Origin of the sequence: Actinoplanes rectilineatus, from assembly GCF_000962825.1 — a bacterium.
Classification (GTDB): domain Bacteria; phylum Actinomycetota; class Actinomycetes; order Mycobacteriales; family Micromonosporaceae; genus Actinoplanes; species Actinoplanes rectilineatus.
In genome coordinates this window covers 1-5,216 of sequence record NZ_JZKF01000173.1, presented here as the reverse complement: position 1 = coordinate 5,216, position 5,216 = coordinate 1, and the positions used below count along the sequence as shown (strand labels likewise).

Genomic DNA, 5,216 nt, shown 5'->3' with positions numbered 1-5,216 from the left:
CTGGACACCGTGGTCATCCCGCACGTCCAGGACCACCCCGACGACGAGTGGGCGCAGCTGGTGCTCGGCCAGCTCGTCGGCGTCAAGACCGCCCTCACGGTGCTGGCGCGTGACGTATGAATGCCACGATCACGGCCCTGCCCCGCCGGCGCCGTTACCCGTCGGACACCACCGACACCGAGTGGGAGATCCTCGCCCCGCTGCTGCCGGCCGCGGCTTCCACCACCCCGACCGGCGGCCATCCCGAGGCGCACCCGCGCCGGGAGATCGCGGACGCGATCCGCTACGTCGTCGACAACGGCTGCAAGTGGCGGGCCCTGCCCTCGGACTTCCCGCCCTGGAAGACCGTCTACGCCGTTCTTCGCCCGCTGGGCCAAGAACGGCGTGCTCGAGCACGTCCGCGATCAGTTGCGGCGCCGGATCCGCGTCGACGCCGGCCGGTGCGCCCGCCCGGTCACCGCGATCATCGACTCCCAAAGCGTCAAAGCCGCGGAGACCGTCAGCCGGGACACCCGTGGATTCGACGGCGCAAAGCTGATCAACGGCCGCAAGCGGCACCTGATCGTGGACACCAAAGGCCTGCTCATGACGGTGAAAGTGACCGCGGCGGACGTCACCGACCGCAACGCCGCCCGGGAGCTGCTGCCCGAGCTACGCGAGCGGAACCCGGAGCTGACTCTGATGTGGGGCGACAACGGCTACACCGGCCTGGCCGACTGGGCCCGCAACGACCTCGATCTCACGTTCAAGGTGGTGAAGAAGCCACCGAACCAGGTCGGCTTCAAGGTGCTGCCCCGACGGTGGATCGTGGAACGCTCACTCTCCTGGCTGATGCGCGCCCGCCGCAACGCCCGCGACTACGAACGCCTGCCGGAGCACTCCGAAGCCCACATCACCTGGGCGAACATCACCCTGATGACCCGGCGGCTCGCTCGGGCTCAAGAGCAGCGTCAAGCCGCTGAGGCGTCGTCGATCGCGGCCTAGAAGTCCATCTTCGTCCAGTAACGCGGCGCATCACTCTGGCGCTACCCCGTACCGTGCCCGTTGACCGACTGCGTCCCGACCGGACGCGACACGGGCCTTCGGCTGGCAGAAGGCGCCGCGCCCGTTACGGTTCGTCGGTGCGGCCGCTTCTGACCTGATTGATGGCGGCCCGCAGACGCAGCCACGTCGGGTCGTCGTCATTAGCCTCGACGACGCGGGCAAGGTCGTCGTCACGCCATGTGCGCACGCCGTCGGTGCGCTCAAGCTCGTCCCACAGGTAGCCAGTGGCGTCGATCGGCTCGGTACCGGCGAGGAATCCGGCTACTCCGTCAGCATCTGGAGTGACCGGGGCACCCGACACAGACAACAGGACCAGGCCGCCGTCGCGGTCAGCCACGACCAACTGGCCGCTCGCCGTGCGGGCCAGCGCGGTTACTCCAGCGCCGCCCACGGGATGAGCGGTGGCTGTCCCGGCTGCCAGGTCAAGCGCGAGCAGTGCACCATCAGGGGTGCCGATCCACAGTACGTCCGGGTCGTCACCGAACGCGATGTCGTTCCGCAGCCGGTCCAGCGCGAACTCACTCCAATCCGGCGGAGTCGATGCCGGAGCCGGCTCCCGCAGTGTGAGGGCCACCTGCCGTTCCAGCGCAGGAAACGAGTACACCTCCAGCGACTGCCCGTAGGCGTTGCCGCGCACTGCGAAGCGCCGGCCGTCGGGACTCCATACCGGTGTCTCGTAGCCATCAGCGTCGAGCACGAGCGCTCGGCTTCGGATCCGCAGCCTTCGATCCTCGATCCGGGCGAACAAGACCAGCGTCGCGCCTTGGTCGCTGGCCAGGGTGAGGACGAGGCCGCCGGCTGGATGCTCGGCAACGCCGGTATCCCAGCGCGGCCCGACGCCGACCACGCTGGCGTCGTGCTCGACCACATCCGAGGCCAGCCAGGCGTCCTCGCCACCGTCACTGGCGGGTGATGCCCACACTGTGCCGCCGTCTGGGCTAAAGGCGAGGCTCCCGTATTCGGTGGGCCAACTCGTAACCCCGTCGGGCGTCCACCGCCACAGCACTCCGCCTGCGGTAACCAGGAGCATCGGCTCGTGTGGGTGCCACGCAAGTTCCGGCACTTGTTTGTACCGCTCCCAGGGAGGCAAGTTGCCGTAACTGTCCGCGTCGCCGCTGACTGTACCGACCAGCCGCAGGTTGAGATCCCACACGTACACCGCTGGCCGGGTCGCATCAACGCCAGCGACCAGCGGCAGGCGCGGATGGGCAACCAGCCGTTCGACCGGCGTGGCGAGCAGGGCCCGGTTCACTGGCTCAATCACCGTGTCACGGTACCGGCTTGCGATCAACAAGCGTTGTGTTCCACCACCGCGACGAGATCGTCGCCCTGTTCATCGACCTCGAGCGTTCGTTTGCCCGTCACGGTGACGGCAACCCGAACGCCGCACATCCTTACGGGTATCCCGAAAGTCGCTCTAACTGCGAAAACAGGTTGAAAGACAGCCACTCACACCCCTATCGGAGGCGATGGCCGGGCCCGGTCACCGCCACGTCGAGGTGCCGGGAGGGAAGCCCCGTGCCGAGAGGCTGTCATCCGGCCCAAGGAAGGCTCCGCGTCGAGAGGCTGTCGTCGGTCCGGGGAGGAAGGCTCCGCGTCGAGAGGCTGTCGTCGGTCCGGGGAGGAAGGCTCCGCGTCGAGAGGCTGTCGTCGGTCCGGGGAGGAAGGCGCCGTGTCGAGCGGCTTCACTCGGCCCGGAGTGGCTTGGCCAGCACCTGATCGGTGGTGGCGACCTCGGCCCGCAGTGGTTTGGCGTGCACCGTGGCCGCCGAGACGCCCCCGGCGACCAACACCAGCGCACCGGCCGTGACCACTGCGCTGACCCTACGGTGGAGAGTGGATTTCATGGCGAACCCCCGTTCGTTGGGCGAACGCTATCTCCCGTACCCGATGATCGGGGTCTTCTGTCCTTGATCTGCCGTCGCGAAACGGTGGAGCGCGCGGTGGCCGGGTGAATCTCGAGCGGGGCGGCCGCCGTAGCGTTCGATTCTCATCCATTGCAACGATCCGATGGGGATCGTTGCGTTGAGAATAGGACCGTTGCAACGATTGCACTGCTCTGAGCTGCTGAAACGGCAACTCCGTGGAAGATGTTCGTTTCGATATGGGAGAAGGCAACGTAGCGTTTCCTCTGTCAGAAAGAACTGCCGGCAAGAACTGCCGACAAGAACTGCCGACAAGAACTGATCGAAGGAGACGACAATGCAGACGTTCGCCACCCCCGCCCCGGTCGCCGCCGTTTTCGGCATCCCGGCCGGCCGGGTTCAGATCATCGCCGCGGAGCGGGCCGACACCGTCGTGGACGTCCGGCCTGCCGACGCCGGCAAGAGCCGGGACGTTCGGGCCGCCGAGCGGATCCAGGTCACCTTCCACGAGGGCGTGCTGCGGGTCGCCGCCGCCGAGCCGGCCAACCGGTTCCTCGGCTCGTCCGGTTCCGTCGAGGTGACCGTCCAACTGCCGGCCGGCTCCCGTGTCGAGGCCACGACGGCTGCCGCGGACGTGCGCGGCGTCGGGCGCCTGGGCGACGTGACCGTCGACGTCGCCCAGGGCACGGTCAAGTTTGACGAGACCGCGGCCGCCCGGCTCACTCTGCAGGCCGGTGACATCACCGTCGGCCGGCTCGGCGGGTCCGCCGAGATCAGCACCCAGAAGGGCCACCTGCGCATCGACGAGGCGGTCACCGGCGCGGTGACGCTGAGCACCCAGCAGGGCGACATCACCGTCGGCACCGCCCCGGAGACGTCGGCCACGCTGGACGCGGGCACCGCCTACGGGCGGGTCCACAACGGCCTGCGCAACACCGTCGGCGCGTCCGCCGCACTGACCATCCGCGCCACCACCGCCCACGGGGACATCACGGCCCGCACCCGGTGACACGAGGCACCATCGCCGCCGGCGGCCGGAGCGCGGCGGCATCAAGGGAGCGCGGCGAAACGGTCCAGGGCACGCAGCACATGATCGCGGGTCGTGGGGCTGCCCAGGTGGCCGACGTTCTCCACCACGATCAGTTCCGAACCGGGCCAGGCCCGGTGCAACTCCCAGGCCGTGATGAGCGGACCGCCCATGTCGAGGCGCCCGTGGACGAGGACACCCGGGATGCCGGTCAGCCGGCCGGCATCCCGGAGCAGGGCGCCCTCGTCCAGCCAGGCGCCGTGCGCGAAGTAGCGTGCGCAGATCCGGACGAAGGCCTGCCGGGCGGCGGACGGCCGGTCGCTGTACGGGTTCGACGCGCCCCCGGTCTCCCCGGACAGGACGGCGTCCTCCCAGGCGCACCAGTCGGCGGTGGCCTTCTCCCGTACCCTCGCATCGGGGTCTTCGGAAAGCCGGGCGTAGGCACCGACGATGTCGCCGTCGCGGGGTGTGCCGGGTGCCGCGGCCAGGAAACGTTCCCACTGTTCGGGGAAGAAACGGCCGACTCCCCGGTACAACCAGTCGATCTCGGAGCGGCGGGTCATCGTGACGGCCGCGATGACGATCTCGGAGACACGCTCGGGGTGCTGCTGCGCGTACGCGAGGATCAGCGTGGAACCCCAGGAGCCGCCGTGCAGCAGCCAGCGGTCGATGCCCAGGTGGTCGCGCAGCTGTTCCATGTCGGCGATCAGATGCCGGGTGGTGTTGTGGCGCATGTCGGTCGCCGGGTCCGCGGCGTGCGGGGTGCTCCGGCCGCATCCGCGTTGGTCGAACTGGACGATCCGGTAGCGGGCCGGGTCGAGGAGGCGGCGGGCGCCGGGGCTGCTGCCGGAACCGGGCCCACCGTGCACCACCAGGGCGGGCTTGCCGTCCGGGTTGCCGGAGGCCGTCCAGTGGACGGCGTTGCCGTCGCCGACGTCGAGCATGCCCGCGGCGTACGGTTCGATCGGAGGATAGATCTCAGTCACTGCTCAGTGTCGCACCCGGGGGAGTGGCCGGGTGACCCGGCCACTCCGTCCGGAAGCGGCTATTCCTCGGTGAGGTCGGCCGGCACGGTGTCCGGGACCGTCACGGCGCGGTCCGCCGAACGGAAGACCAGTTTGGCCTTCTCGACCTTCTCCGGGTCGCCTTCGCAGTCGACCACGATGATCTGGCCGGGGCGTAGTTCGTTGAAGAGGATCTGCTCGGACAGGGTGTCCTCCAGCTCGCGCTGGATGGTCCGGCGCAGCGGGCGGGCGCCGAGGACCGGGTCGAAGCCCTTG

4 protein-coding genes and 2 pseudogenes are annotated in these 5,216 nt (G+C 69.2%); 2 read left to right on the top strand and 4 right to left on the bottom strand.

Going from position 1 to position 5,216, the window contains the following annotated elements:
• Positions 1–116 precede the first annotated feature (116 nt).
• Positions 117–936: pseudogene (locus tag WH85_RS51390) on the top strand (IS5 family transposase); the annotation flags it as partial.
• 172 nt (positions 937–1,108) lie between these two features.
• Here WH85_RS51390 and WH85_RS45720 read toward each other — a convergent pair.
• Both WH85_RS45720 and WH85_RS53955 read right to left on the bottom strand, forming a co-directional pair.
• Positions 1,109–2,308: a TolB-like translocation protein gene (locus WH85_RS45720; RefSeq protein ID WP_211275659.1), complete on the bottom strand. Its 1,200-nt coding sequence runs from the start codon at positions 2,306–2,308 to the stop codon at positions 1,109–1,111.
• A gap of 421 nt (positions 2,309–2,729) precedes the next feature.
• Positions 2,730–2,858, bottom strand: a complete 129-nt coding sequence (locus WH85_RS53955; protein WP_281179165.1) for a hypothetical protein — start codon at positions 2,856–2,858, stop codon at positions 2,730–2,732.
• Positions 2,859–3,246: 388 nt separating this feature from the next.
• Here WH85_RS53955 and WH85_RS45715 point away from each other — a divergent pair, with 388 nt between their 5' ends.
• Positions 3,247–3,918 (top strand): DUF4097 family beta strand repeat-containing protein, encoded by a 672-nt coding sequence (locus tag WH85_RS45715; RefSeq protein WP_045748495.1) that lies wholly within the window; start codon positions 3,247–3,249, stop codon positions 3,916–3,918.
• 41 nt (positions 3,919–3,959) lie between these two features.
• Here the strand turns inward: WH85_RS45715 and pip are convergent, their stop codons facing one another.
• Together pip and WH85_RS45705 are read right to left on the bottom strand one after the other, a co-directional pair.
• The gene (pip, locus tag WH85_RS45710) at positions 3,960–4,922 is read right to left on the bottom strand and encodes a prolyl aminopeptidase (protein WP_083449773.1); all 963 of its coding nucleotides are present in this window, start codon (positions 4,920–4,922) and stop codon (positions 3,960–3,962) included.
• A 59-nt stretch (positions 4,923–4,981) separates the two neighbouring features.
• Positions 4,982–5,216: pseudogene (locus tag WH85_RS45705) on the bottom strand (ATP-dependent Clp protease ATP-binding subunit ClpC); the annotation flags it as partial.